We start from the raw sequence: 14,892 nt of genomic DNA, 5'->3' as shown, positions 1-14,892 counted from the left end.
GATGTACTAATATATTAGTGTAAATCTGGCAAGGACGCTTTATTGTCTGGAACAGGAAACTTCGAAATTGACGCGTGGAAATGGCCGAAAGCACTGACATAAAGAGGCAAATGCAGGCCAGGCGCCCTGCTGCACACATGACGATCAAGCGTGGCTCTGCCAGCGCCGTGCTTCACGATGCCTTGCGCGAACGAATCGTCAGTCTCGAGCTGGCTCCTGGCGCGTACCTCTCGCGCTCCGAGATCGCCGCTCAGTATGGCGTGAGCCAGACCCCCGTACGCGACGCCATGATGCGGCTTGAGGAAGAAGGACTGCTGGTCATCTATCCACAGTCCAAAACGGTGGTGTCGAAGATCGACGTGGCGCATGCCCAAGAAACGCAGTTTCTCCGCTTGTCGATCGAACTCGAGGTTGTGCGCGCTCTGATCCGGCAAGGTGCGGATGCAAAGATCGCCAAGGCGAGGACGTGCCTTACCCTTCAGCGCGCCGTACTTGAATCGGACGACCTCGTGGAGTTCTCGCGCTTGGATCAAGAATTTCACGCCGCCCTGTGCGACGCCGCCGGTGTTGGTACATTGTGGAGCATCGTGACTGCTCGGTCCGGACATATCGATCGTCTTCGGAAGTTGAACCTGCCGGATCCGGGAAAATCAGGGTCGATCATTTCGTGCCACGGACGCATCCTTGACGCGATCGATGCCCACGACCATCGCGGCGCCGAAGCCGTCGTGCGCGAACATCTGTCGGGAACGCTGTCCCAGCTCGACCAGATCATCGAGAAGTATCCAGACTATTTTTGAGTACAAGACCATGTGCCGCGCAAGAGTTCACGGGCTGGTCCCAAAATCAGCATCCAAGCCGCCTTTTCGGCGCGATAAAATGTCCAGCCAAACTCCAAGGATCGACACTGACCCTGGCGCCCGCACCCAATATGCCCCAATAGGCAAAGCCCACCTTTCCTAGGACTTGTCGTCCACATCCGCAGTTCCGATCGAGGACCCCCGTCTTCCTTCCATCATCACTGCACAAGCAACATGATGGCCTGCTGCCGGTTTCGTGGAGGGTAGTTTAAGCTTTCATAGTTCTCTCCGCGAAGGCGGTAGGGCTTAGATAGCCGATGGGTGCGACCTTCCCAAAGCAGCTATCGGAGCACATTCCCAAAGTCCGGTCCGCGCGTGTGCTCGGCACAGTTTGCTTGTGTATGTTGGGAAAAGCCCCATATCTCCACGACCGCGGACGTGCAGAGGCAAGGAGACGAAGATGGGCTACGTGAAGACAGCGGTGCTGATGGCAGCGATGACGGCGCTGTTCATGGGCGTGGGATACCTGATCGGCGGATACGGTGGCGCCGTCATCGCGCTTGCCGTCGCGGCGGTGATGAACACATTTACCTGGTGGAACTCGGACCGAATGGTCCTGCGGATGCACAACGCCCAACCGGTAACCCACGGTGATCGCCTGGGTCTGCACGCTCTGACCACAGAGCTCGCGCGCAACGCCGGGTTGCCCGAGCCCCAAGTCTATCTGATCGATACGCCGCAGCCCAATGCCTTTGCCACCGGGCGCAATCCCGCGAACGCCGCCGTCGCGGTGACCTCGGGTCTGATGCAAAGCCTCACGCGGGAGGAACTGGCCGGTGTTATTGCCCACGAGCTGGCACATATCCGCAACCACGACACGGCGATCATGACCGTTACCGCAACCTTCGCCGGTGCCATCTCGATGCTGGCCAACTTCGCGCTTTTCTTCGGCGGCGCGAGAGAGCGGATGGGGCTGATCGGGACATTGGCAATGATGTTCCTCGCCCCAATGGCGGCGGCCCTGGTTCAGATGGCGATAAGCCGGACCCGGGAGTACGCCGCCGACAAAGCGGGGGCCGAGATCTGTGGGCAGCCGCTCTGGCTGGCGTCAGCGCTGGAGAAGATAGCAGCCGGTGCGGCCCGAATCGACAACCACGCGGCCGAGCGCAATCCAGCGACAGCACATATGTTCATCATCAACCCGCTCCACGCGCACAAGCACGACAGCCTCTTCGCGACGCACCCAGCGACCGAGAACCGGGTGGCGGCGCTTCGAGAGATGGCATCGCAGGGCGGGCACGGCTCGAAGGCTTCTGGGCCGTCGCTGTCCGCCAGCCGTATTCCTAGCACCAGGACGCCCAAACGTTCTGGACCTTGGGCCTGACCTCGTCCGGTTTTACACGGCGGGACCACCTGTCCCGTTAGCCACGCTTTCTACCGTTGGATTGCAATCGTCGCGCGCGGTACTGCGAATACCCATCCGGAGTCGCGAGCGGCCCTCGGGTATGTTCAGCCGTGGCTCGACAAACGGCAGAGCAGGCTGGCCTGGTTCGATCATCTCTCGCCTCGGGGCCAGACCTATCGTCCGGAGGCTTTGGCCAAAAAATCGCGTTCCATCACGAACTGGCCGATCCTGGCGTGCAGTTTCTCGATCTCGCCTTCCTTCTCGGTCGCCTTGCCGGAGAAAACTCCGGACATGCCGGCGGGCGCCTGCCGCTCCCAGGTGTAGATCCGGGTCTGATGCACGCCGAGCTTCGTCACCGGTTCCCCGAACTGCTTCGGCCACTTGTAGAGGGAATAGGTGCCCACGGCTAAACACCGGGAGACCTTCCGAACCGGATGCCCCCGCACCTCTATCTGATGCACCGGATCGCTCTTGAACTCGTCGCTGTAATTGCGTGTCCCCATCTCGGCCTCTTCGCCTCAACGTTAGGGGGCAGAGCGTCCACAAATCCAGGGTCACCTCACAGCACTTGGCCCGGAAGCGGCTATTTCAGTTCTTCCACGATGAATCCGAGATGACCGGAAGGCCGATGACCAGACGGCAACGAGCCTCAGCGGCTCACTTGATCGCCGTCTGGTCTCTGCTGATGGACTACGAGAACAGGAAGTCCGCTTCGGTCAGACCCGACGCGCTGACACCGACTACAATCACTGTATGATCGCCGTAGGAGAACGTCGCTGCCTCTTGTCCATCATAAGTCGTGTCCGTGATGTCGAGTCGTCCCAACGGATCAGGGGGGTTGCGCAGACCGGTGACACGCATGACATCGACATCATCCTCGAAATCCTCGATCACCGTCGTACCGCCACCGAACAGGGCGTTGAAGATGAAGGTATCGGCCCCCTCACCGCCGCTGACCGTGTCTTCGCCCAGGCCGGAATTGATCGTGTCGTCGCCCGCCTCGCCATGGATTTCATCATTGCCATGCCCGCCGGTCAGCAAATCGTTGCCGTCACCGCCGAACATCGTGTCATTGGCAAAGCTGGCACCGGACCGGTCGTCGCCGTCGCCCAGATCGATCAGATCTCGTCCATAGCCACCATTGAATGTGTCATTGCCCGCACCGCCCATCACGGTATCGTTCCCGGGTCCGGCACCGCCACCATCGTGGCCGTTGCCGCCGTCCATATAGTCGTCGCCATCACCGCCGCCAAGGCGATCATTGCCTTCGCCGCCGTAAGAGGTGTCATTGCCAGCGCCGGCCGGAAGACGGTCATTGCCGGGACCGCCGATCAGGATGTCGTTGCCGTCCTTGCCGAGAAGGCCGTCGTCGCCCTCGCCACCGACAAGGCTGTCATCCCCATCGCGCCCTTCAAGCCTGTCGTTGCCACCGAGCCCGGACAGGTAATCGTCGCCCAGACCGCCGAACATGATGTCATCTGCGGCCGTGCCCTCTTCGGTGACCGGAAGATTGAGTGCCGAGTCGATGAAACTCATATCCCCGGTCTGGGCAAAATCGATCACGGCATTTTCGTAGGCTTCAGTGCCTGGGACAAGACCTGCCGCCTCCGCAGCTACCTCGGCATCGGCGCGCGCGGCCGGATCCAGGGTGTCCAAAGTCACTTCCTCGGACGGTTGATCCGGGATGTAGAAGCCATCAAGGCTTTCGCCCGCATCGTAGCTGAATAGGCTCTGCGTCTCAGTGGTGACGCGCCAATCCTGCCGGAACTGGCCGTAGATATCACCGAAAGCCAACGGACGGGCGAGCACTGTGCCATCGGCCAGGGCCACGTCGTTATCGGGATTGCCGTCACCGTCCCCCAGCAGACCTTCGAGATTGCCCAGCAACTCCTGGCCGGGCCGCAGCAGCAGGTCGACACGATCATCGCGAACTTGCACGATGATCTGCGTGTCGCCCTCGTTCACCACGCCGTCCGAACCGGGATGAGTCACCGTATATGTGTCGCCTTCGCGCTCGACGATGCCATTGCCGACGACAACGGACCCGCCATCAGAGAGGGCCGTGGCTGCCCCCCCAACCGACAACGGTTGGGCATCCGTTGCGTCGATCATCACGGCCGCGCCGTCAATCTCGGTGGCGACCGCGCTGATCACGCTGAGATTGTCGTTGACCGGGATCATGCGGGCCTGAACGACAAATCCTTGATCGTCGGTCGATTGAAGCAGAACGTATTCGCCAGCCGCCTGGAAATCATAGGACACCCCGTCCAGCGTCGACAGATGCGGGTCGCCTGAAGCCCAGCCTTCGGGCAGAATTTCGTCGAAAGACGGAAAGTCGATCGGAACACCTGAGCCAAATCCCGACGACAGCGCATCCGCCAAAAGGATCGTCGGATCGAATTCCGCAAGAAAGTCTTGCAAGTCGGCAAAGCCCGTTGAGAGCACGCTGTCCTGCTCCGCAATCAAATCCTCCAGAAGGCCGACGGTCTCGTCTATCAGCTCCTGAAGATCGAAACCTTCCGGCAGGGACTCAGGTGGGATTGTGTCCTCGATCGTCGCCGGCAAATCGGCCAACAGCACCTGGAAGAAGCTGAAGTCGGTCTCAAGCAGCGCCTGATCCGCCGCATCGAGAAGGGTAAGAAATTCACCGACGGTCACTTCGTTCGGATCTGCGGCGAAGACGGCGGTGACTTCAGGCACGCCAATAAAGCCGGCGGTAGAGCCTAGAAGGGTCGTCCAGGTTGTGAAATTTTCAAGGTTGTTAAGGTCGGGAAGCATACTAACCTTCTCTTTGTAAAAAAATTTGGTTCGACTTGCTGAACCGGTCGCACGTACTGCAGCCCGGCAACGCCTGCATGGTGGTTGCTTTACCTTGGGCGTGTCAATGCAGCTTTGGTAATTGGGCGAATACCCTCAAGCGCATCGAACGGGAGTGCGCTATGTGCCACTACGCCGCCACCGTTCTGATTTTCCTTGCCCTCGAGGTGGTTATAAAGACGCTCGTGATGAAGCCTCTCTTCACACACCACCCCGGCGACGCAATGCAAGAAAGCCCGATGATGGCGCCAGTAGGTCTGTTCTATCAGGCCTATATCGCCGGGCTCATGTTTCCGGTTTCGGCGTCCCCTCTGCGCGATGCAGCCCCCACGCGCGCCCCACGACACGGGCCGATCGTCGGCGCAAAGGCCTATCGCACCTGAGAATTCACCTCGATGGCGATTATGAAGGACTGGCCCCGGCAGAAGGTAGCCGCTGATACGACATGGGGCGTGGTTTTGACCGGTTCCTCTGCGTGGGCGGGTGTCATGCGGATGCTGCGTTTTGACGGTTAACAAGCGCCACAAATCAATGGAGTGCATCGGCCTCTGTTGCCGCTAGGCAAATGCAATCACACACGAATTGGACGGATTGAAAATCCTCGCGTCGGTGGTTCGATTCCGCCCCCGGGCACCACTCACTGCATTGATCTATTTGAATCTTAATCTGCATTCGGCTGGGCATTTTGTTACCTTCAATGGTTCTCGCGTCGGTCTTGAAGAATCCTCAATCACAATTGGTCAAGCACAAGACAAAAGCCTGATGAGCGATAGCCTGCCGGTCTCTACTGCAGTGGCGGTGTCAACGCCGCCAGTGACCTGAGCCTGCACCGCGTCGAGCGTCTCTGCGGTCGGAACGTGGCGATCGAGTGCTCGAAGGCGCTGCTCCTCGACATGCCGCGACCGAGCCAGTCGGGCTATGCCCTCCTGCCGCTGGCGCGGCCGCACGGTGACGAAAAGGTCAGGAATGCCGAGCATCACCTCTCCGGACATTTTGCCCGCGACGTTTTGCCCGCGACGTTCCTGTCGAGGAACTCGCCGACGTCGCAAGCATGAGCCGACGCAACCTCTTGCGTCGGTTCAAGGAGGCCACCGGCCACATGCCGGGAGTCTACCAGCAGATGCTGCGCGTCGCCGCGGCGCGAAAGATGCTCGAGGACGGCGCGCCGTCGATCGAACAGGTCGGGCTTTCCGTGGGTTACGAGGACGTTGGTTTCTTCCGGCGCATCTTCAAGCGACATTGTGGCGTGACGCCTTCGGCCTACCGCGATCGTTTTCGCCCAATGAGGGGTTAGACCCGGCACGTGGACGTTTGGGAAGGGCTCCACAAGAGGAGGAGCCCTTCATGGACAACGCCCGTTGCCAGGTGCGGGCGCGATCACGTCTGGGCGCTCGGTGCTTCGAAAAGGATCATCTCGACACGTTCGTCGCCCGCGACATAGGCGTCGTGACCCGGCGGGATCTCGAAGTAATCGCCTTTCTTGATCGGTGTCTCCTCTCCGCTCTCGACCATCCGCACGACCAGCCGCCCGGACATGCAGTAGCCGGTGTGGTGCATCGGGCAGGTATCGGGATGACCGAGGAGCGGCTTCTCGTCCGTCTCCCAGGTCCAGCCGGGCTCGAACACGGCGTGCATGCCGGTCGTTCCCTGTCCTGTCTTCACGATGTCGATGCCGCCGCGCTCCTTCATGTCAAGGCGGTCATCAGGGCGCTCGAAGCGATGGGTTTCGATGGCTTTGGTCATGTCTCTCCTGCCTTTCGGCGAGTCGGTCCCGCAAGACCGGACCCTTCATACGTGCGTGATTTCCGGTTTCAGGGACTGGAGGATTTCCCCGACCTCGCCGCGCGTTGGCGCGTCATAGTGCAGGGCCCTCATCGTCCCGAGGATGTCGTCGCAAGCGGCATCGTACTCGGTCGCGTCGATTTCCATCCCGCGATGCGCGTCGGCCATGCTGCGGCCGCGGTAGTCGTCGGGGCCGCCACTACCGGCGGCGAAGAAATCGCAGGTGTGCCGCTTGATCTCCTCGACCCGCTCGGGCTGGTCCGCGTAGGGCGCGAACCGGTGCCCGATCAACGGGTTGTCCATGTGCGCCGCGACGGCCCCGTCGACGATCCGGCGGATGCCGGCTGCACCTCCGAGACGCTGGTATAGCGTCACGGATTGCAAGTCTCTGGCGAGTTGGCTGGTCATGGCTGCTCCTTTCCGATTTTCTCAGGCGGGTTCGGATTGCGCCGCCTTGACGGCCTCTGCCGTCATCGGCTTGCCGCCGATGGCCCATTCGCCGCTGGCGATTTCCTGCACCCGGACCCAGGTGACACCGCGCATGGCCTCGCCCTCGACGCCGACCATGGCTTCGGTCACGTCGCGGATCATGCGTTGCTTCTGGTCATCGTCGAAGACACCTTCGATCAGTTCGATATCGACAAGAGGCATAGTCTTTCTCCCTTCATGTCAGTCAGTTCACGTCATTACCGGTGCCAACCGGCATGGGCGCAGACTGCCAGCCGGACCGACGCGCCCGCCAGTTCACGGACTGAATCGCGGCCGGTACAAGTTCTGAACTGGCCGGAGACTGTGCGAATCTGTCATGGTCCGGACCCGAGAGCGAAAGGAGGCTTGTCATGACCAATGCGAGCTACAAGCAGTTCTGCCCCGTCGCGATGGCGGCCGAGGTGCTCTGCACCCGTTGGACCGTCGTCCTGTTGCGAGAGCTGGTCGCCGGGTCGACCCGTTTCAACGAGTTGCGCCGCGGCGTCCCGCGCATGTCGCCGGCGCTGCTGTCCAAGCGCCTGAGCGAACTGGAGTCAGCGGGCGTGGTCGAGCGCGAACGGCTGACCGACCCGCCGGATGTGGATGCCTACCGGCTGACCCGGGCCGGGCGGGATCTGCAGCCGGTGATCGAGGCTATCGGCATGTGGGGTCAGAAATGGGTCGAGACCGAGCCGTCGCTGGAAAACCTCGACCCCGAACTGCTGATGTGGGACATGCGCCGCAACCTCGACACGACGCCGGTGCCCGACCGCCGCGTGGTGATCGAGTTCATCTATCCGGAACTTCCGCGGTCGCAACGCAAATGGTGGCTGATCGTGGAGCCCGACGAAACCGTGGACCTGTGCCATATCGACCCAGGCTTCGACGTGGATCTCTACGCAACCGTCGATCTGCGGACGATGACGGAGATCTGGATGGGCCTGCGGTCTGTCGCCGATGCCGTGGACCGAGATGCGCTGCTGCTGGTCGGATCTTCGGACCTGATCCGTTCGATGCAGACCTGGTTGGGCCTCAGCCCCTTCGCACAGCAGGAAAAGCTCGCAAGCTGATCGCGTCGGGAAAGCTCCCGGTACCTCCTCTATCGAGGGGTGGGTTGGGGCGGATCAGTCACGCCGCGCCATCGCCGTGGCGAACGGATTGATGCCGCAGGTCGCTCCGGCCTTGATACGCCGCTTGCATCTGGCGGCGAGCGCATCCGCGAACGGCTGACCAATACTTCCGTCCGCAACGAGATACCCCGCGGCGAACCGCGAGCCACCGCCGGTTTGGTTTGGTTGAAAGTTTGTGCGGCAGCGCTGACCGGATGCCTGAAAGCTCGAAGTAAACGTGAGGGATCAGCGACTCCTCTTCGGCGTCCCAAATTGGAATCAGCGAGGGCCTCAGGACCCGAACCACGGGCATGCGCCGGTAAAGTTCAGTTCGCCCAGCCACGGAGAGGTGGTTCGGTTATCGGCCATCATCTTGCTGGTGTCGCGGTCTGCCTACGCCTTCAAATCAGCGCGGATGTTCCGCAAGTCATATGCTTTTGCGTCGGCAGCACCACGTCGGGCTTTCTCGGTATGATGCTGGCCATCAGCACAGAATCTCGTCTTGGCGAACGGTGCCGGCAAGGTCCAGACGCTGCTTGGCCAGGCGTCGATCATCATGACGATGGACGTCTACGGTCGCCTTTCCGAGAACGCCGAGCAGGAGCCGGGATGTTCGAGCAGCAGGATCAGGATCTGCTGGCTGCGCAGGTCGTGAAACGTATCACATCATCAGCTCCGGCAAGGCGAGCGACAGCGCCGGGATCGAGACGAGCAGCGCGATCCTCAGAACGTCGGCCAGCAGAAACGGCACGACACCAACCGCCACGGTTTCGAATTTCAGGTCTTCCACGGAACTCGCGATCACATACAGGTTCATGCCGAGGGGTGGGGTGATCAGGCCGATTTCCACGACCGACACCACAAGCACCCCGAACCAGATCGGGTCAATTCCCAGGTCAAGGATCACCGGGTAGACCAGAGGAAGGGTGATCAGCATCATCGAAAGACTGTCGAGAAAGCACCCCAGGATCACGTAAATAATTAGGATCAGGACAACCACACCGGTCGGCGACAGTCCCAGCGTGGTGATCCAGTCGACAATTATCCGCGGCAGCGTGGAGGTCTCGATGAAGAATTGCAGAACCGAGGTCCCGATCAGGATCATGAAAAGCATGCCGGTGGTCGAGGCGGTTTCAATCAGCGCGTCTCGAACCACTTCGCGGTTCAGCGTGCGGCGCATCGCGGCAAGGACGATCGCCCCGAAAGCGCCGACAGCCGCCGCTTCGGTCGGAGAGAAGATGCCGACGTAGATGCCGCCCATGACCACCACGAAGAGGCCGAGGATCGGCGACATCTGCCCCAAGGCTGCCAGTCGATTGGCACCGGTGATACGCGGCGTTCGCGGCGCCCAGTCCGGGCGCAGCGTGGCAACCAGCGTGACGGTGCCGATATACAGGACCGCCGCAAGCAGTCCAGGCACCATCCCGGCCAGAAACATGCGGCCGATGGATTGTTCGGTCAGCAGCGCAAATATCACCATGATGATCGACGGCGGGATGAGGATACCCAACGTTCCGCCAGCGGCGAGCGCACCGGACGTGAGACGCCGGTCGTAACCGATGGAGGTCATCTCGGGCACGGCGACGCGGGACATGGTTGCTGCCGTGGCAAGGCTCGAGCCGCAAACTGCTCCGAAAAGAGCGCAAGCGCCGACGGTCGCCGATGCCAGCCCGCCGCGCCAGTGTCCGATGAGACCGTTCAGCGCCTGATAGAGGCTGGCGGAGAGACCGGCACGGGAAGCGAATGCGCCCATCATCACGAACAGCGGGATCACGGACAGCGAATAGCTCGACGAGGTGACGAAAGGTTGCGAGCCCAGAACGAAGCCAAGACTGAACCAGCCGTTCAGATAGACCCCGCCGACAATCCCGACGGCACCCATGGCGATGGCAACCGGCACGCGCAGGCCGATCAGGATAAGCAGGGCCGCGAGGCCGACGACACCGGTCAGAGGGGGTGACATGAGTTCAGGTCCTTGAAAGGCTGCGAATCTTCCGCAGGATCAGCCAGAGATTCACCAGCGCCGACAGCCCCAGTCCCGCAACCAGCGGCAGCCAGTAGAAGATGATCGGGATGCCGATCGACTGGCTGCGATCGCCGTACCCGTACTCGCGCATCATCTGCTCGGCTCCGAACCATGCGGCCCCGGCGAGGAAGCAAAAGGCAAGAAAGGCTGCGAAGATCATCAGGATCGCTTGGGTGCTATGGCCCAGGCGCGCCGTGAAAACGTCGATCGCCACGTGCTCCTGGGCGGCAAAGCCGTAAGGGATGGCCAGCATGGCACCGATCATCGTGCAAAGTGTCACGATGTCGGTAAGGCCGTGCACCGTCAGACCGCTGACCGATCGCAGGACGATGTCCAGAACCGTCAGGCCCACAGCCACGACAAAGGCCATCGTACCCAGCAGGGCAAGGTAGTAGGTTGCGCGTTTCATTCACCCGTCCAGGTCAGATCGCCTCAGGGACAGGCGGCGCAGCGCGCGCCGCCCGAAGTGTCGTTATTCGCAAGCAGCAACAGCGTCGCGGATCGCCGCGTATGTCGCTTTGGCGTCTTGTTCCGACATGTCGGAGTCGTTTGCGAGATAGTTGTCGATCACCGGCTGCAGCCTTTCGCGCCAGCCTTCGCGATCCGCGTCGGACATCGGGATGATCGTGTTGCCCGCTTCCCTCGCGGCCGCGATGGCCTCCTGGTCCGTTTCGTGCCACCAGCGGCCCCAGTTCGAGAAGACCTCTTCACTGACCTCATCGATGACCTGTTGGATGTCTTCTGGCAGCGCGTCGAACTTGCGCTGATTGAAGACGATATACATCGCGACCGGATTGATTGCCGCATCAAGGTGGTAGCCCAGCACTTCGTGCAGCTTGAACGCGCCGACCGGTCCCCAGGGCATGATGTTGCCGTCGACGACGCCACGCTCGACGCTTTCGTAAATCTCGGTGGGTGGCATACCGACCGGGGTTCCGCCGATTTCTTCGAGCATCGCGGTGATCGCGGGCGTGGGCGTGCGAATGCGCAGGCCCTTCAAGTCGTCGAGGCTGGCGATTTCCTGCTTGGTGTGCGCACCGCTCGGCTCGGTCACGGTGAGATAAAGCACCTTCGTGTCCGGATAATCCGAAGCCAGGTCATCCTTCATCGCCATCATGGCGCACGTGCCGACGGTGGAGTCGGGCACGGTGAAAGGCAGCTCGACCAATACCGATTTGGGGTGGCGGCCGCGCGGAATAGCCGGGATGCCGACAGAGACCTCGACCACACCGGCGCGCGCCTGGTCGAATTGCTTGGTGGCATCGCCTAGCGCGGAGCCTGCGGGGAAGAGTGTGAAGGTCACGCGTCCATCTGTGCGCTCTTCGATCTCTTCCGCCCAAGGCACCATGGCCATTGTGTTGATGAAATGCGTCGATGGAAACATCGAGGACATTTTCATCTCGTATTCCGCAGCCTGCGCGGCAGTAAAGCCGGTCAGGCTGGCTGCGAGTACCGTCGCGGTTCTCATCAGTTTCTTCATGGTTTCTCCTCCCTTGAATGTCTTTTGACGGCGGACCGTTCTGGGCCTCAGCCGCCCTTGGTCTTTTCGACGAGTTTGGACTTGTAGTCCGTCCGCGGCAGGCTGCCGTGGGGAACGAGGTCGATGGCACTTGTAAACACGAGCTTGTCGCGGATGCGCTGGCGAATTCGGTCGGCCAGGCCGTCGTCCGGCTCTTGTTCGGCCGCAAGCTCCACCTTGATCGGCAACGGCGGTTGCTGCTTTACGTCGGCCGAAGTCGGCTGGATCGAGATAACGCCACTTACCGCCGGCGCGAATTCATTGACCACCTCGCGCACGGCAGTGGGAAACACATTGACGCCGCGCACGATCAGCATGTCGTCTGTCCGCCCGATGCAACGCACCCTCGGCGCGGTGCGTCCGCAATCGCAGGGGCCTGTGTGGATCACCACGTGGTCCCGGCTGCGGAACCTCAGAACCGGCGCGGACTGATGCGCGAGATGCGTGTAGACCAGTTCGCCCGTCGCTCCGTCCTCGATCGGGACAGGCGCGCCGGTTTCGGGATCGACCAGTTCGAAATGAACCAATCCGCGGCCCGAGAAGTGCATCCCGGACTGACGCTCGCATTCGCCCCAGAGCGATACGGAAATGTCCCCGATGCCCATTGCCTCGGTGACGCGGGCACCCCAGGCGTCTTCGATGCGCGCGCGCAATGCAGGCTCTCCGCCCCCGGGTTCCCCAGCCACGAGAATACGTTTGACGGATGAATTGCGTATGTCGACGTTCCGCGCGTCTGCCCATTCGGCAAGGTGCAATGCGTAGGAAGGCGTGCAGGCCAGCACATCCGGGTTGAGCAGTTGAACCGCTGACATCAGCCGCTCTGTGTTACCCGCTCCGACCGGGATATGGCACAGGCCAAGCGCCGCGAAGGCGTCCAGTGTGACGCCTGCAACGAAGGGCCCGGCATTGTAGGTCGAGACCAGCCTGTGCCCGGCACGGACACCGGAGGCCGCGTAGGAAATCGAAGAGATCGCGACCCAATTCGCCAGATCCTGCTTGGTCAGCGGGATATAACTGGGCGTGCCGGTCGTACCGCTGGTCGAATAGATCCGCTGGATGTCGTCGAGTGGCGCGGCAAGATGACCGCCGATCGCGTTATCCTCGGTGCGCGATTGACGCAGGTCATCCTTGGTCGTGAATGGCAATGCCGCGATGTCGCTCAACCCGCCCACGTCCGCCGCGCTGTGAAATCCGGCGTCGCCAAGGTGTTTGCGGTAGAAAGGCGAGTTTTCGAACAGGTAGGCGACCTGCGTGCGGTAAGCGGCATCGTCAATCTGGGATTGCTCTGCCCAGGGACGCGCCTCGACGTCCGGATCATGCATCAGGAGCTCTCCCCGTTGTAGCGGATCGCCTCTTCGGCGTGATGCGCCATGACAAAGCCGATCGGGGTCTGCTTTTCTTCGGCCAGATGCGCCAGAAGGCTCGCCGTCCGGGCGAGGATCGGCACGGCCTTGAGGACCGAGGCCGGAAAATCGAGGTCCAGCAGCACCGCCGCAATGGCCATCGAGACGTTCATCGTCAGCGGCTTGCCCCAGACCTCGTGAACCGCCTTACGGGTTTCCTTGGCCAGCCCAACATGTTGTCCCGCCACACCGCGGGAGTCAGCCAGTTCGAAGATTCGTTCCGCGCGCGGATCCAGAGGCTTGTGCAACGGGTGGCCGAAGCCGGGGATCTTGCGACCCGACTCCCGGATCGACGTCACCAAAGATGTGACAGCTTCGGACCGCTCTGGTGCGCCGCGTACGGCCTCACGGGCCTCGGAGAGATACGCACCGCAGGCTTCTGCGGTGCCGAGAATGACCGAACCACAGCCCAGAATGCCGGCGGCGACCGCGCCCTGAAGGCACTCCGGGTCGGCCGCGAGCGTCATGCGGGCCACCTGGTTCGTCGGGACAAGACCGTGTTCGGCAATGGCGACCAAGAGCAGGTCCAGGAAATACTCCTGGTCCGCGGTCGGCTCGCGTCCGGTGGTCAGCAAGAAGAAGTAGCTGCTGAAACCAACCCGCCCCATCAAGTCGCCGGTGAGGTCCTTTCCGCGCACCGTGACGCTATCCGCATCCGCCGTACTGATTGCGGTGGTTGCATCACCGCCTTTCCCGATCATCATCGCGCGCCTCCAATGTTGAGTACAAGATTGTCCGACAATATTGACATTGTCAACAGGGGTTGCCTGATCTAGAATGCGGAACGAAATTCGATAGGCTTGGCCGTGCAATCCGACAGAACAGCGACGCAGACCGCCCGAAGGGGCATGAAGGGCGAAGATCTCGTCGCACATTTACGACGCGCCATTCAGCTGGGTCGCTACGTTCCGGGTCAGCGGCTGGTCGAGATCGACCTGACAGAAGAGCTTGGAGTAAGCCGTAGCCTGTTACGAGAAGCGTTTCGGCGCTTGTCTGCTGAAGGCTTGCTGGAGATCGTCCCCAACCGGGGCGCCGTCGTACATCGCCTGTCACTCAAAGAAACGATGGAACTGTTCCAGATTCGCATCGAGCTCGAGTCACTTGCCGCACGACTGGCGGCGGCGAATTGCGCCGCGCCCCAAGTCAGGGATCGATTCGAACAAGACGTATCCGAGATCTGGCAGGAAGATGTCCGCCTCTCGACTTCGGCTTATCTTATAGAGAACGAAAAATTTCACGCCGCCGTGTTTCGAGCTTCAGGCAATGGCCAACTGTCGTTGATAAACCGTCAATTGCAGCTCTCACTCATCATGGCGCAAATTTCCGCGTCGCTGACACCGGACATCATGGCGAAGTCGATCGGTGAACACCGGAGCATCGCCAACGCTGTTCTGAATGGCGACGTCGCCGCCGCAGACATGGCAGCGCGCGCCCACTTGTCCCGTGCCCGAGACTTTGTCAGTCAGATGCATGGGAGTGTTTTCAAGTCTGAATAGGCCAGACAGCCTATCCGAAAAGCTCTCATGAAGTGCCCCGGTGATATGGTCGACCAACCGGGACAGA

General features: G+C 61.3%; 17 protein-coding genes and 1 pseudogene. 8 read left to right on the top strand and 10 right to left on the bottom strand.

Features of this window, described 5'->3' with window-relative positions; genetic code table 11:
* Positions 1 to 137: 137 nt before the first annotated feature.
* Together DU478_RS12220 and htpX are read left to right on the top strand one after the other, a co-directional pair.
* Positions 138 to 800 (top strand): GntR family transcriptional regulator, encoded by a 663-nt coding sequence (locus DU478_RS12220; protein WP_233501217.1) that lies wholly within the window; start codon positions 138 to 140, stop codon positions 798 to 800.
* 460 nt (positions 801 to 1,260) lie between these two features.
* A complete protein-coding gene (gene htpX / locus DU478_RS12215) occupies positions 1,261 to 2,184 on the top strand; it encodes a zinc metalloprotease HtpX (RefSeq protein WP_114511251.1) in 924 nt (307 codons plus the stop codon).
* A 194-nt stretch (positions 2,185 to 2,378) separates the two neighbouring features.
* On the opposite strand, the gene DU478_RS23705 is transcribed toward htpX, so the two are convergent.
* Positions 2,379 to 2,708, bottom strand: coding sequence for a transposase (locus DU478_RS23705; RefSeq protein WP_114511250.1), 330 nt, complete (start codon positions 2,706 to 2,708; stop codon positions 2,379 to 2,381).
* Between the two features lie 187 nt (positions 2,709 to 2,895).
* A complete protein-coding gene (locus DU478_RS12205) occupies positions 2,896 to 4,983 on the bottom strand; it encodes a VWD domain-containing protein (RefSeq protein ID WP_114511249.1) in 2,088 nt (695 codons plus the stop codon).
* A 77-nt stretch (positions 4,984 to 5,060) separates the two neighbouring features.
* Here DU478_RS12205 and DU478_RS12200 point away from each other — a divergent pair.
* The 3 genes and pseudogenes from DU478_RS12200 (at position 5,061) to DU478_RS23325 (ending at position 6,316) form a co-directional block, all read left to right on the top strand.
* Positions 5,061 to 5,537, top strand: a pseudogene (locus DU478_RS12200) (DUF2177 family protein).
* A 342-nt stretch (positions 5,538 to 5,879) separates the two neighbouring features.
* Positions 5,880 to 6,077, top strand: coding sequence for a hypothetical protein (locus DU478_RS23330; protein ID WP_233501216.1), 198 nt, complete (start codon positions 5,880 to 5,882; stop codon positions 6,075 to 6,077).
* Positions 6,074 to 6,316 carry a helix-turn-helix domain-containing protein gene (locus tag DU478_RS23325; protein WP_233501215.1) on the top strand — a complete coding sequence of 81 codons (243 nt, stop codon included), beginning with the start codon at positions 6,074 to 6,076 and terminating at the stop codon, positions 6,314 to 6,316. The genes DU478_RS23330 and DU478_RS23325 overlap by 4 nt, the downstream gene beginning before the upstream one ends.
* 83 nt (positions 6,317 to 6,399) lie before the next feature.
* Here DU478_RS23325 and DU478_RS12185 read toward each other — a convergent pair whose 3' ends face one another.
* The 3 genes from DU478_RS12185 to DU478_RS12175 are packed head-to-tail and all read right to left on the bottom strand — an operon-like array spanning position 6,400 to position 7,455.
* Positions 6,400 to 6,765, bottom strand: coding sequence for a cupin domain-containing protein (locus DU478_RS12185; RefSeq protein WP_114511246.1), 366 nt, complete (start codon positions 6,763 to 6,765; stop codon positions 6,400 to 6,402).
* 45 nt (positions 6,766 to 6,810) lie between these two features.
* Positions 6,811 to 7,212, bottom strand: coding sequence for a group I truncated hemoglobin (locus DU478_RS12180; protein ID WP_114511245.1), 402 nt, complete (start codon positions 7,210 to 7,212; stop codon positions 6,811 to 6,813).
* Between the two features lie 21 nt (positions 7,213 to 7,233).
* Positions 7,234 to 7,455, bottom strand: a complete 222-nt coding sequence (locus tag DU478_RS12175; protein ID WP_114511244.1) for a tautomerase family protein — start codon at positions 7,453 to 7,455, stop codon at positions 7,234 to 7,236.
* Between the two features lie 188 nt (positions 7,456 to 7,643).
* Between DU478_RS12175 and DU478_RS12170 the strand changes: the two genes are divergently transcribed.
* Positions 7,644 to 8,342, top strand: a complete 699-nt coding sequence (locus DU478_RS12170; RefSeq protein WP_114511243.1) for a winged helix-turn-helix transcriptional regulator — start codon at positions 7,644 to 7,646, stop codon at positions 8,340 to 8,342.
* A 541-nt stretch (positions 8,343 to 8,883) separates the two neighbouring features.
* A complete protein-coding gene (locus tag DU478_RS22895) occupies positions 8,884 to 9,036 on the top strand; it encodes a hypothetical protein (RefSeq protein WP_158545773.1) in 153 nt (50 codons plus the stop codon).
* 6 nt (positions 9,037 to 9,042) lie between these two features.
* Here the strand turns inward: DU478_RS22895 and DU478_RS12165 are convergent, their stop codons facing one another.
* The 5 genes from DU478_RS12165 to DU478_RS12145 form a co-directional block, all read right to left on the bottom strand.
* Positions 9,043 to 10,344, bottom strand: a complete 1,302-nt coding sequence (locus tag DU478_RS12165) for a TRAP transporter large permease (protein WP_114511242.1) — start codon at positions 10,342 to 10,344, stop codon at positions 9,043 to 9,045.
* Between the two features lie 4 nt (positions 10,345 to 10,348).
* A complete protein-coding gene (locus DU478_RS12160; RefSeq protein ID WP_114511241.1) occupies positions 10,349 to 10,816 on the bottom strand; it encodes a TRAP transporter small permease in 468 nt (155 codons plus the stop codon).
* Positions 10,817 to 10,879: 63 nt separating this feature from the next.
* Complete coding sequence (locus DU478_RS12155) at positions 10,880 to 11,887, bottom strand: TRAP transporter substrate-binding protein (RefSeq protein WP_114511240.1); 1,008 nt, start codon at positions 11,885 to 11,887, stop codon at positions 10,880 to 10,882.
* Between the two features lie 47 nt (positions 11,888 to 11,934).
* Positions 11,935 to 13,248, bottom strand: coding sequence for a phenylacetate--CoA ligase family protein (locus DU478_RS12150; RefSeq protein ID WP_114511239.1), 1,314 nt, complete (start codon positions 13,246 to 13,248; stop codon positions 11,935 to 11,937).
* Positions 13,248 to 14,033, bottom strand: coding sequence for a citryl-CoA lyase (locus DU478_RS12145; RefSeq protein WP_114511238.1), 786 nt, complete (start codon positions 14,031 to 14,033; stop codon positions 13,248 to 13,250). The genes DU478_RS12150 and DU478_RS12145 overlap by 1 nt, the downstream gene beginning before the upstream one ends.
* A gap of 144 nt (positions 14,034 to 14,177) precedes the next feature.
* Here DU478_RS12145 and DU478_RS12140 point away from each other — a divergent pair, with 144 nt between their 5' ends.
* The gene (locus DU478_RS12140; protein ID WP_114511237.1) at positions 14,178 to 14,825 is read left to right on the top strand and encodes a GntR family transcriptional regulator; all 648 of its coding nucleotides are present in this window, start codon (positions 14,178 to 14,180) and stop codon (positions 14,823 to 14,825) included.
* Positions 14,826 to 14,892 lie beyond the last annotated feature (67 nt).

The organism is Thalassococcus profundi (assembly GCF_003344785.1).
GTDB lineage: Bacteria > Pseudomonadota > Alphaproteobacteria > Rhodobacterales > Rhodobacteraceae > Puniceibacterium > Puniceibacterium profundi.
The sequence above is the reverse complement of the archived record's forward strand: the minus strand, read 5'-3'. Positions and strand labels throughout refer to the sequence as shown.

What these genes read in the sequence shown, in the direction of transcription:
- DU478_RS12220 (WP_233501217.1), top strand. Translation starts at nt 138, where the DNA reads ATGACGATCAAGCGTGGCTCTGCCAGCGCCGTGCTTCACGATGCCTTG.
- htpX (WP_114511251.1), top strand. Translation starts at nt 1,261, where the DNA reads ATGGGCTACGTGAAGACAGCGGTGCTGATGGCAGCGATGACGGCGCTG.
- DU478_RS23705 (WP_114511250.1), bottom strand. Translation starts at nt 2,708, where the DNA reads ATGGGGACACGCAATTACAGCGACGAGTTCAAGAGCGATCCGGTGCAT.
- DU478_RS12205 (WP_114511249.1), bottom strand. Translation starts at nt 4,983, where the DNA reads ATGCTTCCCGACCTTAACAACCTTGAAAATTTCACAACCTGGACGACC.
- DU478_RS23325 (WP_233501215.1), top strand. Translation starts at nt 6,074, where the DNA reads ATGAGCCGACGCAACCTCTTGCGTCGGTTCAAGGAGGCCACCGGCCAC.
- DU478_RS12185 (WP_114511246.1), bottom strand. Translation starts at nt 6,765, where the DNA reads ATGACCAAAGCCATCGAAACCCATCGCTTCGAGCGCCCTGATGACCGC.
- DU478_RS12180 (WP_114511245.1), bottom strand. Translation starts at nt 7,212, where the DNA reads ATGACCAGCCAACTCGCCAGAGACTTGCAATCCGTGACGCTATACCAG.
- DU478_RS12175 (WP_114511244.1), bottom strand. Translation starts at nt 7,455, where the DNA reads ATGCCTCTTGTCGATATCGAACTGATCGAAGGTGTCTTCGACGATGAC.
- DU478_RS12170 (WP_114511243.1), top strand. Translation starts at nt 7,644, where the DNA reads ATGACCAATGCGAGCTACAAGCAGTTCTGCCCCGTCGCGATGGCGGCC.
- DU478_RS12165 (WP_114511242.1), bottom strand. Translation starts at nt 10,344, where the DNA reads ATGTCACCCCCTCTGACCGGTGTCGTCGGCCTCGCGGCCCTGCTTATC.
- DU478_RS12160 (WP_114511241.1), bottom strand. Translation starts at nt 10,816, where the DNA reads ATGAAACGCGCAACCTACTACCTTGCCCTGCTGGGTACGATGGCCTTT.
- DU478_RS12155 (WP_114511240.1), bottom strand. Translation starts at nt 11,887, where the DNA reads ATGAAGAAACTGATGAGAACCGCGACGGTACTCGCAGCCAGCCTGACC.
- DU478_RS12150 (WP_114511239.1), bottom strand. Translation starts at nt 13,248, where the DNA reads ATGCATGATCCGGACGTCGAGGCGCGTCCCTGGGCAGAGCAATCCCAG.
- DU478_RS12145 (WP_114511238.1), bottom strand. Translation starts at nt 14,033, where the DNA reads ATGATGATCGGGAAAGGCGGTGATGCAACCACCGCAATCAGTACGGCG.
- DU478_RS12140 (WP_114511237.1), top strand. Translation starts at nt 14,178, where the DNA reads ATGAAGGGCGAAGATCTCGTCGCACATTTACGACGCGCCATTCAGCTG.